At 64.1% G+C, this 18,711-nt stretch carries 17 protein-coding genes; 7 read left to right on the plus strand and 10 right to left on the minus strand.

Annotated elements, in window-relative coordinates; genetic code table 11:
• Positions 1-28: 28 nt before the first annotated feature.
• The 3 genes from acuI to olsB all read left to right on the plus strand — a co-directional run bounded on the left by acuI (position 29) and on the right by olsB (position 4,605).
• Positions 29-1,018, plus strand: a complete 990-nt coding sequence (acuI, locus tag AC1DPX_RS20960) for an acrylyl-CoA reductase (NADPH) (RefSeq protein WP_477239274.1) — start codon at positions 29-31, stop codon at positions 1,016-1,018.
• Positions 1,019-1,160: 142 nt separating this feature from the next.
• Positions 1,161-3,443, plus strand: coding sequence for an ATP-binding protein (locus tag AC1DPX_RS20965; RefSeq protein WP_477239275.1), 2,283 nt, complete (start codon positions 1,161-1,163; stop codon positions 3,441-3,443).
• Positions 3,444-3,729: 286 nt separating this feature from the next.
• Complete coding sequence (gene olsB / locus AC1DPX_RS20970) at positions 3,730-4,605, plus strand: l-ornithine N(alpha)-acyltransferase (RefSeq protein ID WP_477239439.1); 876 nt, start codon at positions 3,730-3,732, stop codon at positions 4,603-4,605.
• 84 nt (positions 4,606-4,689) lie between these two features.
• Here the strand turns inward: olsB and AC1DPX_RS20975 are convergent, their stop codons facing one another.
• Together AC1DPX_RS20975 and grpE are read right to left on the minus strand one after the other, a co-directional pair.
• The gene (locus AC1DPX_RS20975) at positions 4,690-5,322 is read right to left on the minus strand and encodes a trimeric intracellular cation channel family protein (protein WP_202357865.1); all 633 of its coding nucleotides are present in this window, start codon (positions 5,320-5,322) and stop codon (positions 4,690-4,692) included.
• A gap of 112 nt (positions 5,323-5,434) precedes the next feature.
• The gene (gene grpE / locus AC1DPX_RS20980) at positions 5,435-6,067 is read right to left on the minus strand and encodes a nucleotide exchange factor GrpE (RefSeq protein WP_010911507.1); all 633 of its coding nucleotides are present in this window, start codon (positions 6,065-6,067) and stop codon (positions 5,435-5,437) included.
• A 237-nt stretch (positions 6,068-6,304) separates the two neighbouring features.
• On the opposite strand from grpE, the gene AC1DPX_RS20985 reads away from it, so the two are divergent.
• Positions 6,305-6,505 (plus strand): hypothetical protein, encoded by a 201-nt coding sequence (locus tag AC1DPX_RS20985; protein ID WP_202357863.1) that lies wholly within the window; start codon positions 6,305-6,307, stop codon positions 6,503-6,505.
• A gap of 91 nt (positions 6,506-6,596) precedes the next feature.
• On the plus strand, positions 6,597-7,619 hold the full coding sequence (locus AC1DPX_RS20990; RefSeq protein WP_202357862.1) for a fatty acid desaturase: 1,023 nt from the start codon (positions 6,597-6,599) through the stop codon (positions 7,617-7,619).
• 49 nt (positions 7,620-7,668) lie between these two features.
• On the opposite strand, the gene AC1DPX_RS20995 is transcribed toward AC1DPX_RS20990, so the two are convergent.
• The 7 genes from AC1DPX_RS20995 to cysG all read right to left on the minus strand — a co-directional run bounded on the left by AC1DPX_RS20995 (position 7,669) and on the right by cysG (position 15,079).
• Positions 7,669-8,289 carry a DJ-1/PfpI family protein gene (locus tag AC1DPX_RS20995; protein ID WP_202357861.1) on the minus strand — a complete coding sequence of 207 codons (621 nt, stop codon included), beginning with the start codon at positions 8,287-8,289 and terminating at the stop codon, positions 7,669-7,671.
• A gap of 184 nt (positions 8,290-8,473) precedes the next feature.
• A complete protein-coding gene (locus AC1DPX_RS21000; RefSeq protein WP_477239277.1) occupies positions 8,474-10,081 on the minus strand; it encodes a GMC family oxidoreductase in 1,608 nt (535 codons plus the stop codon).
• Between the two features lie 95 nt (positions 10,082-10,176).
• Positions 10,177-10,710 (minus strand): DUF934 domain-containing protein, encoded by a 534-nt coding sequence (locus AC1DPX_RS21005; protein ID WP_477239279.1) that lies wholly within the window; start codon positions 10,708-10,710, stop codon positions 10,177-10,179.
• Positions 10,711-10,882: 172 nt separating this feature from the next.
• Positions 10,883-11,647 carry a phosphoadenylyl-sulfate reductase gene (locus AC1DPX_RS21010; protein WP_477239281.1) on the minus strand — a complete coding sequence of 255 codons (765 nt, stop codon included), beginning with the start codon at positions 11,645-11,647 and terminating at the stop codon, positions 10,883-10,885.
• Positions 11,622-13,292, minus strand: coding sequence for a nitrite/sulfite reductase (locus tag AC1DPX_RS21015; protein ID WP_202357857.1), 1,671 nt, complete (start codon positions 13,290-13,292; stop codon positions 11,622-11,624). The genes AC1DPX_RS21010 and AC1DPX_RS21015 overlap by 26 nt, the downstream gene beginning before the upstream one ends.
• Before the next feature lie 45 nt (positions 13,293-13,337).
• Positions 13,338-13,631, minus strand: a complete 294-nt coding sequence (locus AC1DPX_RS21020; RefSeq protein WP_032931682.1) for a DUF2849 domain-containing protein — start codon at positions 13,629-13,631, stop codon at positions 13,338-13,340.
• A complete protein-coding gene (gene cysG, locus AC1DPX_RS21025) occupies positions 13,628-15,079 on the minus strand; it encodes a siroheme synthase CysG (RefSeq protein WP_477239283.1) in 1,452 nt (483 codons plus the stop codon). Before cysG ends, AC1DPX_RS21020 begins: the two co-directional genes overlap by 4 nt.
• Before the next feature lie 371 nt (positions 15,080-15,450).
• Between cysG and AC1DPX_RS21030 the strand changes: the two genes are divergently transcribed.
• A complete protein-coding gene (locus AC1DPX_RS21030) occupies positions 15,451-15,900 on the plus strand; it encodes a baeRF12 domain-containing protein (RefSeq protein ID WP_477239285.1) in 450 nt (149 codons plus the stop codon).
• A gap of 219 nt (positions 15,901-16,119) precedes the next feature.
• On the plus strand, positions 16,120-17,904 hold the full coding sequence (locus AC1DPX_RS21035; RefSeq protein ID WP_477239287.1) for a cation:proton antiporter domain-containing protein: 1,785 nt from the start codon (positions 16,120-16,122) through the stop codon (positions 17,902-17,904).
• On the opposite strand, the gene AC1DPX_RS21040 is transcribed toward AC1DPX_RS21035, so the two are convergent.
• Positions 17,905-18,711: an AraC family transcriptional regulator gene (locus AC1DPX_RS21040; protein ID WP_477239289.1), complete on the minus strand. Its 807-nt coding sequence runs from the start codon at positions 18,709-18,711 to the stop codon at positions 17,905-17,907. It lies immediately after the preceding gene.

Below are 18,711 nucleotides of genomic sequence, written 5' to 3' on the forward strand. Positions count from 1 at the left end.
GACGCCAAGCAAGTTCGCGGAGAAAAAGATGTCCGAAACCTTCAAAGCCATCCTCGTCTCGCGCGATGCCGACAAGAAACAGTCCGTCGCCGTGACCGACCTTACCGAAACCGAACTGATGGAGGGTGACGTCACCGTCGCGGTCGAGGCGACCACGGTGAACTACAAGGATGGGCTGGCGATTACCGGCAAGGCGCCGGTGGTCCGCCGCTGGCCGCTGGTGCCGGGCATCGACTTCGCCGGGACGGTCATCTCGTCCTCCAATCCCGACTGGCGCAAGGGAGACAAGGTCATCCTGAACGGCTGGGGCGTCGGCGAAACGCATTTCGGCGCCTATGCCGGGCGCGCCCGCGTCAAGGGCGACTGGCTGGTCCCGCTGCCGGAAGGCATCAGTGCGCATGACGCGATGGCGGTCGGCACCGCCGGTTATACCGCCATGCTTTGCGTCATGGCGCTGGAGCGGCACGGTATCCTGCCCGATCGCGGCCCGGTGGTGGTGACGGGTGCTGCCGGCGGTGTCGGTTCGGTCGCGGTCTCCATCCTGTCCAGTCTGGGCTATCACGTCATTGCCTCGACCGGCCGCAATGCCGAAAGCCCCTACCTGATCAATCTCGGCGCCGCCGAGGTGATCTCGCGCGACGAGCTCAACCAGCCCACCAAGCCGCTGGCCAAGGAACGCTGGGCCGGCGGTATCGATTCGGTTGGCAGCCACACGCTGGCCAATGTACTGTCGATGACTTCCTATGGCGGTGCGGTTGCCGCCTGCGGCCTGGCTGGCGGCATGGACCTGCCGGCGAGCGTCGCTCCCTTCATCCTGCGCGGCGTCTCGCTGCTTGGCGTCGATTCGGTGATGGCGCCGAAGGCCGTGCGCCTCGAGGCCTGGCGGCGCATCGGCGCCGATCTCGACCTGCACAAGCTCGCCAGCCTGTCCACCACCATCGGCTTCGACGGCATCATCGATGCCGCGCGCGACATCGTCGACGGCAAGATCCGCGGTCGCGTCGTCGTCGACATGTAGGCCCGCCTGCGGGCCGCAGGCAGTGGACGGATCGCCAAATGCAGTGGCGAATCCGCCGCTGCCAGGGCAAAAACGCCCTATCCGCTAAAATTCGAACGATCCGCCGCAATTTTCCATAATCTCTGTCTGGCAAGGGTTTCGCATGATCGCGGAATCCGACAGCCAACAGGCAAAGAAGGGCGACGATGTCGATGCGGTCGCCGCGCCGGCGCGGCGGTTCATCGCTGCGCCGCCGCTGGTGCCCGAGCAGCAATTGGCCAAGCGGCAAGGCCTGCCGCTGCTCACTTTCGTTGCCATCATGATCCTGGCGGCCCTCGCACATCTGACCGGGGCGCCGATTTTCATCAGTCTCGCCTTGCTGGCGACCGGCCTCGCCGGCCTTGCCATGCATCTGCATGCCAGTCGCAGCGTCCACCGCACGGTGGTGCTGCTGGACGAGACCACCGCCCGAAGCCGCGCCGAGATCGAGACGCTGGCAGACCGCATGTGGGAAATGCAGGAAAGCGAGGAGCGCTTTCGCGGTCTCATCGACGCGCTTGGCGACCTCGTCATCCATCGCGATCGCGACGGTTACATCGTCTATGCCAACAAGGTGTTCGCCGATCTGGTTGAAACCGATCAGCGCGATCTTGCCGGCAAGACCCTGGCCGAACTCGGCATCGAGGTCGGCATCGTCCCCGACGCCGCCTTTTCCGATCACGAGTGCCTGAGTTCCACCGACGTCGCCATCCGCACGCCGAGCGGCCCGCGCTGGTTCTCCTGGATCGAACTGTCGGTGCGCGAAAAGGACAGCGGTGCGGTTTCGCATCGCGCCATCGCCCGCGACATCACCGCCCGCAAGCGCGCCGAATCCTCGCTGATCACCGCGCGCGAGCGCGCCGAATATGCAAGCCAGGCCAAATCGCGCTTCCTCGCCACGGTCAGCCATGAAATCCGCACGCCGATGAACGGCATCATGGGCATGGCGAGGCTCTTGGCCGATACCAGCCTGTCGCCGGAGCAGCAGACCTATGTCGGCGCCGTTTCGACCTCGGCCAGCGCCCTGCTCGCCCTGATCGAGGACCTGCTTGACTATTCCAAGATCGAGGCCGGTCGCTTCGATCCGGAGCCGCAGCCCATGTCGGTGCGCGAGATCGCCGACAACATCATCGAATTGCTCGCCGCGCGCGCCTTCGCCAAGGATATTGGCCTCGGCTGCCACGTCGAGCCGGATGTACCGCAATTGATCACAGCCGACCCCGGCCGGGTCAGGCAGGTGCTGCTCAATCTGATCGGCAACGCCATCAAATTCACCGATGGCGGCGGCGTGCTGGTCAGCATCGCGCGTGCCCGCACCGAGACCAGCGACCGCATCTGCTTCACCATCACCGACACCGGTCCCGGCCTGCGCGAAGAGGACATGGAGCGCATCTTCGAGGAGTTCGAACAGGCCGACGGCACCTCGACGCGTGCACATGGCGGGGCGGGGCTCGGGCTTGCCATCTCCAAGCGGCTGGTGGCTGCCATGGGCGGTACGATTTCGGTCTCCAGCCGGCTTGGCCAAGGGTCGGAATTCGTCTTCGAAATTCCGGCCACGGAGGCCACCGGAGCGCCGCAGGGCCGCCTGAACGTGCTTGCCGGCAGGCGCGCGGTGATCCTGTCCAGGAACACCGTCGAGGCCGACGCCATCGCCCGCACCATCCGCGCCAATGGCGGCACGGCAGGCATCGCCACCACCGTGGCGCAGGCAGCGCCCCTGGCGGAGGGCTGCGACGTGCTTCTGGTCGACGCCGCCATGGAGGAGAGCGATGGGAGAGTGCTCAAGCGATTGCGCCAGAGCGGTTTCACCGATTGCGAAGCCATCACGTTGATCGCGCCGACCGACCGCGGCATGCTTGGCGAGTTCCGCGCCAGCGGCTACGCGACTTTCCTGGCCCGGCCGGTGCGCGGTGGAACACTTTTGCGTGTTCTTTTGACCAGCCACGCGCCGGCCCTTGCCCAGCCGCAGCCGGAAGAGCGCCGCGCGCCGACGCGCCGCGCCTCAAGCGACCGCCAGCAGGGCCTGTCCGTGCTGATCGCCGAAGACAACGACATCAATGCCATGCTGGCCCGCGCCACGCTGTTGAAGGCGGGGCACCGCGTCAAGGTCGTCGGCAATGGCAAGGCCGCGGTCGAGGCCGTCACCAGTGCTGCGCACAAGCACCGCTTCGACGTGGTGCTGATGGACCTGCATATGCCTGTCATGGACGGGCTAGACGCCATCGCCGCGATCCGCCGCCATGAGGAAGAGACATCGGCGCCGCCCGTGCCGATCATGGTGCTGTCGGCCGATAGCCAGGAAAAGACCCGCCACGCGGTGCTTGCCCACGGCGCCAGCGGCTTCGTCACCAAGCCGCTCGACCCGGATGCACTTGTCAACGCCGTCGAGGGCCAGGTTGCGGCTTGATCTGATTTTTTCCAACCTCGCGGCTGACGTATGTCGCCCCAAAGCCGCCCGGTTCGCCGAGGGCGGCAGCCATGAAAACAAGGGGTTGAGGCACGTTGACTTGATCCGTGCAAACGAGGCGCGCCGTACCCCTCCTCACCTAACGTAGCCGGTTGACCGTTTTCGCCAGCCGACGAAGTATTGCCCGCGACGCCTTATCACGGTACTGTCACAATCCTGTTGCACCTACACCGTATCCCCGTGCCAAGAGGGATGGCTCGAAGGAGAATCACTCGTGCATACAGTTATGCCGGAATGTGACACTCGGCCGAACGCCAGCAGCGCCTTGCTCGCCGGACGTAATGTCGATTCCGTCATAAAAGGCGCAGCGCTCGGTCGTATCGGCAATCTCGAAGTGCGGCTCGCCCGCAACGAGGCCGAGATCGCGGCCGCGCAGGAAGTGCGCTACCGCGTATTTTACGACGAGCTTGGCGCCCGCAAGGACCTGTTCCAGGCGCAGGATCGCCGCGACGCCGACCGGTTCGATCCGCTCTGCGATCATCTGCTCGTCTTCGACAATTCGATTTCCGGGCCCGAACACCGCCGCATCGTCGGCACTTACCGGCTGCTGCGGCAAGAAATCGCGGCCGCCGCCGGGGGCTTCTATTCCGAAGGCGAATTCGAGTTGACCAAGCTCATCGCCCGCCATCCTGGCCAGCGTTTCCTCGAACTCGGCCGTTCCTGCGTTTTGCCGGAATACCGCTCGAAGCGCACCATCGAGGCGCTGTGGCAAGGCATCTGGGCCTACATCAATCACTACGAAATCGGCGTGATGACCGGCTGTGCTTCCTTCCACGGCACCGTCCCGGCGGCGCATGCAGAGGCGCTCACCTATCTCGCCCATCACTGCCGCACCAACTCGGCCTGGGATGTGCGCGCGGTGTCCGGACGCTATTGCTCCATGGACCTGATGCCGATCGAGGCGGTCAACACCAAGGCGGCGATCGCGGCGATGCCGCCTCTGGTCAAGGGCTATCTGAGGGTCGGCGCCCGCATAGGCGATGGCTGCGTCATCGACCGCGAATTCTCGACGGTCGATGTGTTCGTCGTCATGCCGGTCAAGGAAATCGGCGCCCGCTACGTCAATTATTATGGCGGGGAAGCGCAGCGCTTTGCGGCATAGCGAATAGCGAATAGCGAATAGCGAATAGCGAGAGCTACGCCGCAATCCTGCGGTCTGTCATCCTTATTCGCTATTCGCTCCCTTTCACGGAATATCCTCAGGCCGCCGGCCAGGCCGGCTCTTGTACGACGGAAACGACCAGCCGAAGCGCAGCGCACCGCCGCGCACGGCGAGCGCCACGACGAAGCCAGCCAACCCCGAGACAATCTGCGGCAATCCGGCGACGTCGCCCAATGTGAAGATAGCCGCGCCGGCCAGGGCGGCCGTGACGTAGATTTCCGGCCTCAGCAGCACCGATGGCTCGCCTGCAAGCAGATCCCGCAATATGCCGCCGAAGGTCGCGGTCAGCATGCCGGTGATGATCGAAACGACCGGCGAACCGGTGATTGCCAGGCCCTTAGCCGCGCCCATCACCGAAAAGGCGGCAAGTCCGATCGCGTCGAGCCAAAGCAGCAGCTTGTAGCGGGATTCGACGCGATGCGCAGTGAAGAAGACCAGGACCGCCACGACAGCACAGATCAGCACATAGTCGCGGTTTCCCACCCAGAAGACCGGCACGTTGAGAATGAGATCACGAAACGTGCCGCCGCCAATGCCGGTGACGCTGGCCAGGAACAGGAACCCGATAATGTCGAGTTGCTTGCGCGAGGCAGCCAACGCCCCGGTCGCCGCAAAAACGGCGACGCCGGCATAGTCGAGAAGGGCGATGGGATGCATGGAAGACCAGGGGAGTAGGGCAGTAGGGAATAATGAATAACACAGAGCCGAATGAATGTACGGCTCCTCTGTTTCCCTACTGCCCTACTGCCCTACTGCCCCACTCCCTTAATTAAGCATCCTTCTCCGCCTGCTCATTCACCGGGCCTGGCTCGACCGGCGCCTCAGCGGCAATCTTCGGGCCGCCCTTGGCGACGCCGACCATGGCCGGACGCAGCACGCGCTCGCCGATCGAATAGCCTGGCTGCACGACCTGGACCACGGTGTTGGCCGGGACATCGGGATTGGGCACTTCGAACATCGCCTGGTGGAAATTGGGATCGAACTTCTCGCCTTCCGGCGCGAGCTTCTTGACCCCGTGCCGTTCCAGCGCCGACAGCATGGCGCGCTCCGTCAGGTCGACGCCTTCGATCAGCGCCTTGAAGCCGGCATCGCCCGACGCCTTGGCCTCCGCCGGAATGGCGTCGAGTGCCCGACGCAGATTGTCCGACACCGACAACATGTCGCGAGCGAAATTTGCAACCGCATAGGTGCGCGCATCGTGCACGTCGCGTGCGGTGCGGCGGCGCAGGTTCTCCATCTCGGCCGCGACGCGCAGCGCGCGGTCCTTCAGCTCTTCATTTTCCTTCAGCAGCCGCACAAGCGCTTCATAGTCGCCGTCAATGCTGCCTTCCGTGCGCTCGGCATTGGCCTCGGCCGCCTCGGCTTCACTGGGCGCGCGTTCGTCTTTTGCCTGGTCGCTCATCGCCGTTTCCCGTCATCTCGAATGGTATGGATTTGCGCCCGATATCGAGGTTTGGCAGCCAAAAATCAAGGGGTAAGCCACCATTGGGCCTTTGGCCGGGCCTGGGCGGTGACCAATAGCGCTCCTTCGATTTTAATTCAAATTTTACCAAGACTGTCGCCTTGGCTTGCCACGGAAGCGTGATGTGGGAACCATTCCCTTGCTGGAGGAGTTTCGGAGCCGACACAGGATTTTGAAATGATGACCCGCGACAAGGCTGAAAAAGGAGAAAGGCTCGCCGCCGAAGTCAGGCGCCAGTTCGGTGCCGAGGCGATGACGCGTTTTCTGCGTACCTTGCCGGCTTTCCGTATCGAAGCCGATACGCACGACCGCTTCAGGCAATTGCTCGACCGCCTCGACCGGGTCGAGGACGGCGACACCAGATTGCGGCGGCAGTAACTCCCAGTCAGGCGCTTACGCGACAATTACGCACAGTAATTTTGCGTGATGGCCGCCTTGCGGCCGCCACATGCCATGCCTATGCTTCCTGATGAACATGATTTCTCCCGATGCGGCCGCCAACAGCAAGCGCGCCTGGCTGAAGATTCTGGCGCGTTACAAGAAGCCGGACCGGCGACGCAGCGCCGTCGAACTCGCCATCACCCTCATTCCGTTCGCCACGCTCTGGGCGCTCTCCTCGGCCGCCTATTCTTATGGCCATTGGTGGGGGCTGATCCTGATCCTTCCGGCGGCCGGGTTCCTGGTACGCATCTTCATGATCCAGCACGATTGCGGCCATGGCTCCTTCTTCGCCAACCGCTACGCCGACGACTGGATCGGCCGGGCGCTCGGCGTCCTGACACTGACGCCCTACGATTGCTGGCGGCGCGCCCACGCGACCCATCATGCCAGCGCCGGCAATCTCGACGAACGCGGCATGGGTGACATCACGACCTTGACCGTTGCCGAGTACCGGCAATTGTCCTGGCGCGGGCGCCTCGCCTATCGCCTTTATCGCCATCCCCTGGTGATGTTCGGCCTTGGGCCGATCTGGCTGTTCATCTTCTCGCAAAGACTGCCCATCGGCATGATGCGCGGCGGTCTGACGCCCTGGGTGTCATCGATGACCACCAACCTCGCCATCGCGGTTGCGGCGGCGCTGCTTATCTGGGCCGTCGGGCCCGGCGCTTTCCTGGTCGTCCATCTGCCGATCGTCATTCTCGCCGGCTCCGCCGGCATCTGGCTGTTCTACGTCCAGCATCAGTTCGAGGAGACGGAATGGGCCAAGGATGACGACTGGGAATTCCAGCATGCCGCCCTGCACGGCTCGTCCTATTACGACCTGCCACCGGTGCTGAACTGGTTCACCGGCAATATCGGCGTCCACCACGTCCACCACCTCTCCGCCAAGGTGCCGGGCTACCGGCTTCAGGAAGTGCTGCGGGATTATCCGGAGCTGCGCGGCATCGGCCGTGTCACGCTGCTCGACAGCCTGCGCTGTGTCAAACTTGCATTGTGGGACGAGAACCGCCGCAAGCTGGTGTCGTTCCGCGAAGCGCGAGCGACGATGTAGCCCGACGACCGCCGCGCCGTGGCGCGGCGGCGGGGAACAAAAGTCCTGTTCAGGCGGCCTGGCGCTCGTCGCGCATCAGGATTTCGCCATGGCGGATTTCGGTGCCCAGCACCTTCAGGCATTCGCGGATGAAGTTGGACAGGCCAGGCCAGCCCTTGGCTGAAACCAGATTGCCGTCGACATGGGCGCCGGTCGGCGCGACATCGATATAGATGCCGCCGGCCAGCGTCACTTCCGGCTCGCAATAGTGCAGCGCCGCCACTTCCCTGCCCCGCACCACACCGTCGACCGCGATCAGGATCTGCACGCCGTGGCAGATGGTGAAGATCGGCTTGCCGGTCTCGTGGAAATGCCGCACCAGTGCCTGCACCCGCTTGTCGATGCGGATGTATTCCGGGCCGCGCCCGCCCGCCGCGTAGACGGCGTCATACTTGGCCGGATCCACCTCGGAGAACGTCTTGTTGAGGATGTAGTCGTGGCCGGGCTTTTCCGTATAGGTCTGGTGGCCTTCGAAGTCGTGCAGCGAGGTCTTCAGGACATCGCCCGCCTTCTTGTCCGGGCAGACGACATGCACGGTGTGGCCGACGGCATGCATGGCCTGTTCAAAGACGAAAATCTCATACTCCTCGCTGAACTCGCCAACGAGCATCAATATTTTCTTACCAGCCATTCCCGGTTCCTCCCTTGTGGCCATATTTATTTCGGGTCACGAAATAATGTTCCCTATCCTAAGGGCAGGACGGTTAAAGGGAAAGCGCAAATCGGAAAATTGGTATGACCAGCTCTCCTCCTTCTCAACCGAAAGCGCTTCTCGGCAAACGAAAATAGCTTCGCTGGTTCGACCAGAACCGCAGTCAGGCGGCCGCCTTGATCATGTCCGCCGCCTTCTCGGCAATCATGATGGTCGGCGCGTTGGTGTTGCCGCCGATCAGCGTCGGCATCACCGAGGCGTCGACGACCCGCAAGGCCTTGAGCCCGTGAACCCTCAATTGCGGATCGACCACCGCCATCTCGTCGACGCCCATCTTGCAGGTGCCGGCCGGGTGATAGATCGTGTCGGCGCGGGCACGGATGTGGGACATCAACTCCGCGTCGCTCGAAACACCGGCGGTGTAGATTTCCTTGTGGCGATATCTGGCCAGCGCCGGCGCCTCCAGAATAGAGCGCATCATCCTGGCCCCCTTGAGCAAAAGTTCGGCATCGCGTTCGTCAGAAAGAAAGCGTGGATCGATGCGCGGCGGCGCCATGGGATCATGGGTCGACAGCCCGACCTCGCCGCGCGAATGCGGCCGCAGCACGCAGACATGACAGGAAAAGCCATATCCCATATGCAGCTTTCGGCCATGATCATCCACGATCGCGATGCAGAAATGCAGTTGCAGGTCGGGCCGTTCTATCGCCGGATCGGATTTGAGGAAGGCACCGCCTTCGGCATAGGGCGTGGCGATCATACCGCCACCATCTTTGCGCCAGCGCAGAATGTGCCGCACTAGGCCAGGCAGGCCGCGCAGGCCGATGCCCATCATGTCGGCATCCCTGGACGTCCAGCCCATGATGAAATCGAGGTGGTCTTGCAGGTTCTTGCCGACACCGGGCAGTTCATGAATGACCGGAATGCCATGCATGGCAAGCTCGGCAGCCGGCCCGATGCCCGACAGCAGCAGGAGCTGAGGCGAACCGAAGGCGCCACCACAGACGATCACCTCGCGCCTGGCTTTCGCGACGGCTTCGCCCTTCCCCACGCGATACCGCACGCCGGTGGCGCGCTTGCCGTCGAGAATGACCGCCGTGGCATGCGCTCCGGTGATGACGGTAAGGTTCGACCTGTTCAAGACCGGTTGCAGATAGGCAGCGGCCGCCGAGCAGCGCTCGCCATTGCGGCGTTCGCCCCAGAATTGCGTCACCTGGTAAAGTCCGGCACCTTCCTGTTCGACGCCGTTGAAATCATCGTTGCGGCGGATCTGGTTTTCGCCGCAGGCCTCGACAAAGGCCCGGGAGAGCGGACGTGGCTCCTGCTGCTCGGCAACCCTCAATGGCCCATCGCCGCCATGCAGGGCATCAGCGCCGCGTTGATTGCCTTCCGCCCGCCGGAAATAGGGCAGCACCTCGTCCCACGACCAGCCGTCGCAGCCGAGGTCGGCCCATTCGTCATAGTCGCCGCGGTGCCCGCGCGTATAGAGCATGGCATTGATGGCACTGGATCCGCCCAGCGCCTTGCCGCGCGGCTGGTAGCCCTTGCGACCGCCAAGACCCTGCTGCGGCACCGTCTCGAACGCCCAGTTGTTGATCTTCGGCCGGCCCGGCAACAGTGCGATGATGCCTGCCGGCGCGCGGATAAGCAGGTTGCTGCCCGCGCCGCCGGCTTCGATCAGGCAGACCCTTTTCGATGGATCTTCCGACAGCCGCGCGGCAAGCGTGCAGCCGGCGGACCCACCACCGGCGATGACATAGTCGAAATCCATGATTTCCTCCTCGCACCCGGCGGATGTTTCCGTCCGGACAGCTCAGAGAAGGCCCGATCGCAAGCGATGTAAAGACGGGCGCAATTGCCGCTGCGTCAGCTGTTGCGAACCCGCCGCCAAGAATATTTCGGGCCCTTGGGCTCAGGCACGGCGGTCGGCTGGTAGTAGAGCCCCAGCCCGCCGGTGTTGCCTTCTTCCAGGCGCTTCAACAGCACCGGATTGGAGATCTCGAACTCGTCGAAGCCAAGACGCAGCATATGCGGCAACGGGTCGACCAGCACCTGGCCGGTGGCGCGAACGGCGCCTTCGAAATGATAACGGCTGCGCAGCAGTTCGGCCTTGGAGAAGGAGCGCCCATCGCTGAAGGCCGGGAAGACCAACGCCACCAGCGACAGCTGGTCGAGCAGGTCGACTATCTTCTCGAGCTGATCGCCGGGCTGCAGCACCACGCCGAGCCGCTCCTTGGCCGACCGGCGCACCTCGGGATCAAGGTCGAGGAACGCCTGCAACGGCAGGATGAATCGGCCATTGCCCGACAGCGCGTCGGCACTTTCGGCATGAGCCCACTCGTCCTCGCGAAAACCCTGCGGGGTCCAGAGCCGGGTCTCCGGTGTCGTCGTTTCGGTCATAAAAAAGGTCCTAAATATCTAAACGAGCCAAGGATGTGTTGAGATTCAGGTCAGGCTGCGCCGAAAATGGCGGCTTCCGAGAACCGGAGCGGAGCGTACTTGAAGTACGTGTGCACCGGAAGCGTATGAAGCTGCCATTTGCAGGCCAGCCTCACCTGAATATCGGCATATCCTAAAGGGATGCGTCGGTCAGCGACTTCTCCAGTCCCGACAGGTGGATGCCGCACTCGGTCTTGGCATGACCGGCCCAGCGGCCGCTGCGCGCATCCTCGCCCGGCTGCACCGGCTGCGTGCACGGAAAGCAGCCGATCGACAGATAGCCATAGGCGACCAGCGGATTTTCGCGCAGCGCATGCGCGCGCATGTATTCGGCCTGGTCCGAGGTCGTCCAATGCGCCAGCGGATTGATGCGGATGCGCGGGCCGACCGCCTCGAACACCGGCAGGGCCGCCCGCGTCGAGGCCTGGAAGCGCTTGCGTCCGGTGAACCAGGCGCGGAACGGCGCCACGCCACGCGCCAGCGGCTCGACCTTGCGCACGTCGCAGCAGGCATCCGTGTTGCTCTGGTGCAAATTGCCCGTCGGGTCGATCCGGGCGAGCGCGGCTTCCTCGGGCTTGATCAACTGGATGTTGGTCAGGCCGAAATCGGCGACGAGCGCGTCGCGGTAGCCGAGCGTCTCCTCGAAATGCTTGCCGGTATCGAGGAAGATGACCGGCAGCGTGCGGTCGATCTCGGCGATCATATGCAGCAGCACCGCCGAATCCGCCCCGAAGGACGAGACCGCTGCGATCTCGTCGTGAAACAGTTCGCGGGCCGAGCGTTCGATGATCTCGAGCGGCTTCAGATGGCMATAGAGCGCGTCGAGCCCCGCCGCCTTGGCGGCGACGCCGTCATCGACATCGGCGATATGGTCAAGCGGCCTTGGTTTCGCCAGCATAGAGCGCCTCCTTGAACGGCGCGGGACCGACACGGCGGTAGGCGTCGATGAATTTTTCCTGTGGGTTGAGCCGGAGGCCGAGATAGGTCTCGACGATCTGCTCGATGGCGTCGGTGATCTCCTCCGACGAGAAGCCGCGGCCGATGATTTCGCCGACCGACGTGTTCTCGTCGGCCGAACCGCCCAGTGTCACCTGATAGAGCTCGGAGCCCTTCTTCTCGACGCCGAGGATGCCGATATGGCCGACATGGTGATGGCCGCAGGCATTGATGCAGCCGGAGATCTTCAGCTTCAACTCGCCGATCTCGCGCTGGCGCTCCAGCGAGGCGAAGCGTTGCGAGATTTCCTGCGCGATCGGGATCGAGCGCGCGGTGGCCAGCGCGCAATAGTCGAGGCCGGGGCACGAGATGATGTCCGATATCAAATTGGAGTTGGCCGTCGCCAACCCGATGTCGACCAGCGCATCATAGACCGCCTTGAGGTCGGCGCGCGCCACATGCGGCAGGATCAGGTTCTGCTCATGGCTGACGCGCAGCTCGTCGAAGGCGTATTTCTCGGCGATGTCGGCAACCGCTTCCATCTGGCTGTCCGAAGCATCGCCCGGCACCTCGCCGATGCCCTTGAGCGAAATCGTCACCGCCGCGTAGTCGGGATGGCGGTGCGTCACCACATTCTGGTCGAGCCACTCCGAGAAGCCCTTGGAATCGAGACGCGCCAGCTTGACCGCCTGGTCGCCTTCCGGCCGGTCAGCAAGCGTTGGCGGCGCGAAATAGGCTTCGATGGCGCGGATGTCGGCATCCGGCAGCTTCAGCTCGGCGTCCTTCAACTCCTGCCATTCGGCCTCGACCTGGCGGGTAATCTCCTCGACGCCGGTCTCGTGCACCAGGATCTTGATGCGCGCCTTGTACTTGTTGTCGCGGCGGCCATAGAGATTGTAAACACGCAGGATCGCCGTGCAGTAGGACAGGAGGTCGGCTTCCGGCAGGAAATCGCGGATCTTCCTCGCCACCATCGGCGTGCGGCCCTGGCCGCCGCCGACATAGACGGCAAAGCCAAGCTCGCCGGCGGCGTTCTTCTTCAGGTGCAGGCCGATGTCATGTGTCTGGATGGCGGCGCGGTCGCGCTCGGCGCCCGTCACCGCGATCTTGAATTTTCTCGGCAGGAACGAGAATTCCGGATGCACCGAGGACCATTGCCGCAGGATTTCCGCATAGGGGCGCGGATCGGCGACCTCGTCGGCGGCGGCGCCGGCGAAGTGATCCGCCGTGACGTTGCGGATGCAGTTGCCGCTGGTCTGGATGGCGTGCATCTCGACGCTGGCGAGATCGGCCAGGATCGCCGGAATGTCCGACAGCGCCGGCCAGTTGAACTGGATGTTCTGGCGCGTCGTGAAGTGGCCGTAGCCCTTGTCGTATTTGCGGGCGATGTGGCCCAGCATGCGCAGCTGCTTGCCGTTCAGCGTGCCATAAGGCACCGCGATGCGCAGCATATAGGCGTGCAGCTGCAGGTAGACGCCGTTCATCAGCCGCAGAGGCCGGAACTGGTCCTCTGTGATCTCGCCGGACAGCCGGCGCTGGACCTGGTCGCTGAACTCGGCGACGCGGGCCTGGACAAAATCGTGGTCGAACTCATCGTAACGGTACATGCTTCGTCTTTCAGGGCGCGTCCGCCCGTTTCACTCAAATCCTGGCTATGCCGCCCGCTCGGCCTGCTTGCCGAGATCGCCGCGAATGGTCGGGCCGGCGGCGCGGATCTTTTCACGCAACCGCACCGGCTCGACGACACCGTCGACCACTTCCGCGTCGATCAGGTTGACATCGACCACTTCATTGTCGGCATAGGCCTTGGCGCCGATCGCCTCCAGGCGATCCTCGGCTGCCTTGTCATGGGCAAGGTCGGCCTGGCCCACCGTCTCGGCCCAGCCACCATCGGCGTACCAGACGGCGATGCCGTCGGTCAGGCGGTTGGCGGTCAGTATCTTCATGGCTCAACCTTCTCAGTGGCGGCTTTGACCGCGCCTTCTTGCCTGTGTGCCGCGAGCGGCTCGGACCGTTCAAAGTTGGCGCCGGCGACGGCGTCGCCGATGATGGTCATGACCGGCCCGGAAAGATCGCCCCGCGCTTCCAGCGACGGCAGGTCGGCCAGCGTGCCGTGGAAGCGGCGACGGTTGGCAAGGCTGGCATTCTCGACCACGGCCACCGCCGTGTCCGGCGACAGGCCCGCCTCGATCAGCCGGCCGGCGACTTCAGCCGCCACCGAGCGGCCCATATAGACGGCGACGGTGGCCCCGGAAATGGCAAGCTTGGCCCAGTCGGGCAATGAATTTCCCTTGAGGTCGTGGCCGGTGGTGAACACCATCGACGAGGACACGCCGCGCAAGGTCAGCGGCAGTTCGAAATCGGCGGCGGCGGCAAAGGCCGCGGTGACGCCCGGAACCACTTCGTAGGCGATGCCGGCATCGCGCAATGCGGCCATCTCCTCGCCGGCGCGACCGAACACCAGCGGATCGCCCGACTTCAGCCGCACCACGCGCTTGCCCTGCTGGCCGAGCTCGACCAGCAACGCGTTGATCTCGGCCTGGCTCTTGGTATGGCAGCCCTTGCGTTTCCCGACCGGCAGGCGCTCGGCATCGCGGCGGCCCATGGCAACGACGGCCTCCGGCACCAGCGCGTCATGGACGATGACATCGGCTTCCATCAGCAGGCGATGCGCCCGCAACGTCAGCAGATCCTCGGCGCCGGGACCCGCGCCGACCAGGGCGATGTGGCCAGAAGCCGGTGCGTTCGAGAGCAGAAGATCCACGGCGGCGTCATGCGCCTGCGACAGCTGGCCGGCTTCCACGGCATGGGCAGGCGCGCCTTGGAAAAAACTGCTCCAGAAGCGGCGGCGGGCATTGCCCTTCGGCAGCAACTTTTCGGCCGCGCCACGCAGCGAAGCGGCGAGCGTCGCCAGCGAACCGAGCGATGGCGACAGCATCTGGTCGATGCGGCCGCGCAACATTTGGGCAAGCACCGGGCCGGCGCCTTCGGTACCGATGGCGATGGCGACCGGCGCGCGATTGACCAGCGCCGGCGTGAAGAAATCGCAGAGCTCCGGCCGGTCGACGGCATTGACGGGAATGCCCAGACGGCGGGCGTCCTCAGCCACACGGCGGTCGAGCGTCTCGTCGCCGCTGGCGGCGAACACCATGACCGCGCCTTCCAACTGCGAGGCGTCATAAGCCGCCGCGACATGGCTGGCACCGGACTGAGCGATGAAGGCAAGCAGTTCAGGCTCGGCATTTTCGGCAATGATGCGCTGCACCGCGCTCGACTGTCCGATCAGCCGCGCCTTGGCGAGCGCCTCGTCGCCACCGCCGACAATGGCCACGGCTTCGCCCTCGACCCGCACGAAGACGGGAAAGGCATTGAGCTTGGCATTGGCCTGCGTCATGGGAAAAGCAATCCGGGAACAGTGTCGCAGTTTTACGCCCGGGCGCGAAAAACCAGAAGCAAAGCACTCGCGCATCCTGCGATGGCAGGCAATCGCTTTTTCGCAACTGCGAAAGGCAGGAGAAAAATATTCCACATCCAGGATATGGACGGAGTCAAACCGCTGAAACGGGCCTTGATTTCAGGTCTTTTTAGCCGCCTGTCCTTTGTTTCGCAAAACAGTTTTTTCTAATTTCTACCAATTCAGTAGATTAAAGTCACCCATGCACGGATCGCGTCTTCAGCCATCGTCGTTCCACCGTCGGGGGATTGGAACGTTGCCGGGTTGAAACGCGTTCCGAAGCGTAGCCACTCATCAAAAGGAGCGCTTTCATGGACACGATAAAACTGAAGCACGGCATCTGGGTCCTGGTGGCCGACGGCGAAAAAGCGCTCTTGCTCAAGAACGCCGGCGACAACAAATTTCCCAACCTCGAGGTCGTGCAGGTGATGGAACAGGAGAACCCACCCACCCGCGAACAGGGAAGCGACAGTCCCGGCCGGTACAATGATGGTCCGTCGGTGCACCGCAGTGCCGTCGAGGATACCGACTGGCATCGGATCGGCAAGGAACGCTTTGCGGAGGAGATCGCGGCCCGCCTCTACAAGCTCGCCCATGGCGGCGAGTTCGACAGCATCGTGCTTGTCGCCCCGCCGGTGATGCTCGGCGCCATGCGCAAGAAGCTGCACAAGGTGGTCGGTGACAAGGTGACGGCTGAAATTCCAAAAACCATGACCAACCACGCCATTCCCGAAATCGAGGCCTTTCTGCAAGCGGCCTGACCGCGCGACGGTTCTCCTTATCGAGGCGAATGCCACAGCGGGCGCAAACCGGTCCGGCGGCCTCTCGGCCGCCGGCCAAGCATTTTGTCGCCCCACCGTCGATTTTCACACCCGTTGCGGGTTGCATCACCGTCACCCCTTCCACCATATTGCAAAACAGGCGGCGGCTTCGGGCGGCGCAAATCCGACATCCCCAGCTTGAAAGGCGCTCCATAGACAATGCCGCATGACACGCCCCTTATCGCCACCATCGTCGCCGGTCTGGGGCTGGCTTTCGTCTTCGGCGCTCTCGCCAATCGTTTCCGCATTCCGCCGCTGGTCGGCTATCTCGTGGCCGGCGTGCTGGTCGGGCCGAACACGCCGGGTTTCGTCGCCGATGCCGGCCTTGCCAATGAACTGGCCGAAATCGGCGTCATCCTCTTGATGTTCGGCGTCGGCCTGCATTTCTCGCTGAAGGACTTGCTGTCGGTCCGCGCCATCGCTGTGCCCGGCGCCATCGTCCAGATCGGCTTTGCCACGGCACTCGGCGCCGGACTGTCCTGGATGCTTGGTTGGTCGATGGGCGCGGGTCTGGTGTTCGGCCTGGCGCTGTCGGTCGCCTCGACCGTGGTGCTGCTGCGCGCGCTTCAGGAACGCCGGCTGATCGAGACCGAACGCGGCCGCATCGCCGTCGGTTGGCTGATCGTCGAGGATCTGGCCATGGTGCTGGCGCTGGTGCTGCTGCCGGCCCTTGCCGGCGTGCTCGGCGGCCAGGAACAGGCGGACGTGCACACAAGCGGCCTGCTGTCGCTGCCGGCCAGCTACGGCATCTGGGGCGTCGTCGGCATTACGCTCGCCAAGGTCGCCGCCTTCGTCGTCGTCATGCTGGTGGTCGGTCGAAGGGTAATTCCCTGGATCCTGCACTACGTCGCCCATACCGGGTCGCGCGAACTGTTTCGTCTCTCGGTGCTCGCCATCGCGCTCGGTGTTGCTTTCGGCGCGGCGAAACTGTTCGGCGTCTCGCTGGCGCTCGGCGCCTTCTTCGCCGGCATGATCATGAGCGAATCCGAACTCAGCCACCGTGCGGCCGAAGAATCGCTGCCGCTGCGCGATGCCTTCTCGGTGCTGTTCTTCGTCTCGGTCGGCATGCTGTTCGACCCGTTCAGCCTGGTCAGCAACGGCCTGCCGATCCTGGCGACGCTGGCCATCATCGTCATCGGCAAGTCGCTGGCGGCGTTCGTCATCGTCGTCGCTTTCGGCTACCCCCTGGCGACGGCCCTGATGATTTCCGCCAGCCTTGCCCAGATCGGCGAATTCTCCTTCATCCTGGCCGAGCTTGGCGTCGGGCTAAAACTTCTGCCCGAACAGGGCCGCGACCTGATCCTCGCCGGCGCCATCCTGTCGATCGTGCTCAACCCGCTGATGTTCATGGTCATCGACTGGATGAAGCCGTGGCTGGAGGCCCGCGCCGCCAGGACGGCGCCGCCGGTGGACGCCAAACCGGTCGGTCCGGCGACCGAACCGGGCCAGGTGGCTTCGGTCGCAGCCACAGCCAAAAAGGAAGACGGCCCGCCGCCGAAGACGGCACTCGCCGGCCATGCCATCCTGATCGGCTATGGCCGTGTCGGCGGTCTCGTCGGCGCGGCGCTGAAAGAGGCAGCCCTACCCTTCCTCGTCATCGAGGACGCCGACAAGACGCTGGCCAGGCTGAAAGCCGACGGTGTCGTAACCGTCGCCGGCAATGCGGCCAACGCCGAAGTGTTCGCCGCCGCCAATCCCGAAGGCGCCAGCCGGCTGATCCTCGCCATCCCCAACGCGTTCGAGGCAGGCCAGATTGTGCTCAGGGCCCGCGCCGCCAACCCCGGCATCAACGTCGTCGCCCGCGCCCATTCCGATGCGGAGGTCGAGCATCTCAAGGGGCTCGGCGCCGACACGGTGATCATGGGCGAGCGCGAAATCGCGCGCGGCATCGTGGAAGAGGTGCTCGGTCGCAAGCCATCCGCGACCGAACCGTCCGCCGCCTGATCACGCCGCGAATGCGGAACCGCCATTGCGTGCGATGCTGCTGAGATACTGTGCGGGCGGCTTGCCGAGCGCCTTCTTGAACATGGTGATGAAGGCGGTGACGGACTCATAGCCGAGATCGCCCGAAACCCGCTGAACGCTCGCGCCCGAAGCCAGCTCCCTTATCGCAACGATCAAATGCAATTGCTGGCGCCAGCGGCCGAAGCTCAATCCGGTTTCCTTGACGACGAGACGAGCAAGACTGCTCTCGCTGAGCGCAACACGATTGGCCCACTGCGACAGCGTGCTGCGGTCGGCAGGATCGTTCGCCAGTGCCTCCGCGATCCACTTCAGGCGCGGCTCGGAGGAGATCGGCAGATGCAGTTGCTGGACCGGCATATCGGGCAGTTCGGCCAGCAGGACGCCTCCCAGGAAAGCGCATCTCGGGTCATCAGGCGCGCAATCCGACAGTTCGATGATGAGCTCGCGCAGCAGCGGTGAGATCGAAAGCGTGCAGCACCGGTCCGGCAGCTCGGCAGCACCCGGCTCGATATAGACGAAGAAAATCCGCGCATTGGCGGTCGCGATGTTGCTGTGCCGCATGCGGCTCGGCACCCAAACGCCGCAATGCGGCGGCACCATCCACAGGCCACTGGGAACGCGGCAGGTGACACCGCCGCTGAGCGCGAAGACGAGTTGCCCTTTGCGATGCCAATGATCCGACACCTCGGCCTTCGTTTCGGTGACCTCGACGCGCACGGCGATCGCAGGAGCAAGGACGTCATCGACATCGAAGTCGAGCCAAGGGTAGCGAAGGGGTTGCCTCAT

It is taken from the genome of Mesorhizobium sp. 01N446 (assembly GCF_056399285.1).